This window comes from Methylobacterium sp. Leaf361 (assembly GCF_001424445.1).
Classification (GTDB): Bacteria; Pseudomonadota; Alphaproteobacteria; order Rhizobiales; family Beijerinckiaceae; genus Methylobacterium.
The window spans coordinates 1-1942 of record NZ_LMPY01000091.1 but is presented as its reverse complement, the minus strand read 5'-3'; the positions used below and the strand labels follow the sequence as shown (position 1 = coordinate 1942).

Genomic DNA, 1942 nt, shown 5'->3' with positions numbered 1-1942 from the left:
GCGCAGTTCGCCGTCATCTTCGGCGAGCGCTTCACCCGGGCCATGGCGGCCTGATGTTCAACCCGCCGCCCGCACACGGAATTCCTGACAGTCCCCGAACAGCCGCCGGAGCACCTTCTTACGGCCGCAGAAGGATCTGCGTAGCCGCTGAAACTATCGAGCCGAGACCTCCGTTCTGCGAAGGCGTGGCCGATCATGGCGCCGCAATCTTCGGAGCCATCGGTGTCACGTACCCTTACCCTGATCCTCGCGGCTGGCCTGACGGCAGGCGCGTTCCTCCCAGCGGTTGCCGCGACGAAGAAGGTGCAGGTCCCGAACCAGTTCGACGGCTCCTGGACCATCGTGGCTACCACTGCCGAGGGACCCTGCTCGGCCAGCACGAGTTATCAGGTGCAGATCAAGGACAGCGATGCCTCAATCCCTGGTGAGGAAGTCGACATCGATGGCGGTGTGTCGGCGGGTGGTGCCGTGCAGGCTACGATCACCCAAGGCTCGAACAAGGTGCCGATCGCCGGCAGTCTGACCGCGAAGGGCAGCGGCAGCGGCACTTGGCGCACGTCTGGCGGCTTGGTCGAGTGCAGCGGCAGTTGGAGTGCGAAGCGTTCTAGCTAGGCTTTCTATGACGAAGCCGCACGACCCTCACGGAGCGGAGAGACGCTTCGTGTTCGCAGCCACGTGCTCACGGTAGCGGGCGATGACCGTTTCGGGCGAGCCGCCGAACATCAATGTCGTCATCGCCTCGCCGGCGGCGTGAACCTTCTCAATCACCATGGACTGCGCCTCAGCCAGTCCCTCTCTGCCGCCCCAGGCCAAGCGAACCATTCGCAACTCGATGACGCGCTGTGCCTCAATGGCCAGCATAAGCGACGAGAAGAAGGGATTGTACACGGTACACTCCTGACCGCCGGGGTGCGGCAGAGCTTGAACACATCACATCGTGGGAGAGATCCGGCGCTTGGTCGCATGCCCGCCCTGCGTCCTAGCCCCGTCGCCCGATCCGATCACGGTCTGACGAGGCTCGACGTGAACTCCGGCCCGCCTATCGCTTCCGTCCCCTGACGGATGGCTCTGTCAGCCCCCACATGCTGGTCATGATCATCTTCAAGCCGAACCCTCACACGCTGCGCGTGACGCCCTCTGCGAAGGAGCCCGGCCGGTTCGACTGGTCGATCACGCGCGACGGTGTTCTCGTGCGCCAGTCGGTTCGATCCTTCGGGTCGGAAGGCGCGTCAGAGGCGGACGGCGATGTGGCCTTCCGGGAGGTCACTGCTCGGTGGCAGAGCGCTCGCTGAGTCCGGCCGCCGAGGGCACGTGCCGATCGGGTGCTCCTTCGGACGGACTGGCCCTCTCCATCGTTCTACATCCTGTCGGTTCGACCAGGAGCGGCAGCATGGTGCTTGAGCAGCTGAGAGCCGAGGCGTTCAGAGGCAAGAGGCCGTAGCGGCCCATCGTCCAGCCGCACCAGATCGTGCCTTCGCTGCCAATCCACGCAGTGGGTTATGCCGCTGATCTCGATTGCTACCATCGAGAACACGAGCGCTCCGGTGCCAACAACGGCGCCAACGACACCGAGCACGAGCCCTTCGAGAACCGCCTCTTTTCGCACGGAGGCGCGCTCCCACTGCGCGGGCACGAACGCCTGTTCAGCGATGAGGATCAGGCAGGACCAAAGCATGGCAGTTACCTAAACGCCCGTCATGGAGCCAGGTACGCCTTATCGCTAGCTCGTGAATGCTCTGCCCATATCCGGCAACATGCTCGCCACAACCGGACGGCATGGTTGCCGGCATGACCTTGCCAGCGAGCTATGCAGGATTTTAGGTGACGGCGACGGTCAGGCGGCGCGGTGATCTGGGCTCGCGACGACCTCGGTCCCGTCGCGGAAGATGACGCCGGCCACGACCTTCGGCAACTGGTTTTCGCCCTTCAGCCGGCGCCAGGT

At 64.3% G+C, this 1942-nt stretch carries 4 protein-coding genes; 2 read left to right on the top strand and 2 right to left on the bottom strand.

Annotated features, from left to right (window positions below; genetic code table 11):
• The first annotated feature begins 222 nt into the window (after positions 1 to 222).
• Positions 223 to 612: a hypothetical protein gene (locus ASG32_RS31955; protein WP_056534169.1), complete on the top strand. Its 390-nt coding sequence runs from the start codon at positions 223 to 225 to the stop codon at positions 610 to 612.
• 27 nt (positions 613 to 639) lie between these two features.
• Here ASG32_RS31955 and ASG32_RS31950 read toward each other — a convergent pair whose 3' ends face one another.
• On the bottom strand, positions 640 to 888 hold the full coding sequence (locus tag ASG32_RS31950; protein ID WP_056534166.1) for a hypothetical protein: 249 nt from the start codon (positions 886 to 888) through the stop codon (positions 640 to 642).
• Positions 889 to 1082: 194 nt separating this feature from the next.
• Here ASG32_RS31950 and ASG32_RS31945 point away from each other — a divergent pair, with 194 nt between their 5' ends.
• Entirely contained in the window at positions 1083 to 1292 is a 210-nt protein-coding gene (locus ASG32_RS31945; protein ID WP_056534163.1) for a hypothetical protein, read from the top strand.
• Positions 1293 to 1357: 65 nt separating this feature from the next.
• On the opposite strand, the gene ASG32_RS31940 is transcribed toward ASG32_RS31945, so the two are convergent.
• Positions 1358 to 1675 (bottom strand): hypothetical protein, encoded by a 318-nt coding sequence (locus tag ASG32_RS31940; protein WP_056534160.1) that lies wholly within the window; start codon positions 1673 to 1675, stop codon positions 1358 to 1360.
• Positions 1676 to 1942: the final 267 nt, after the last annotated feature.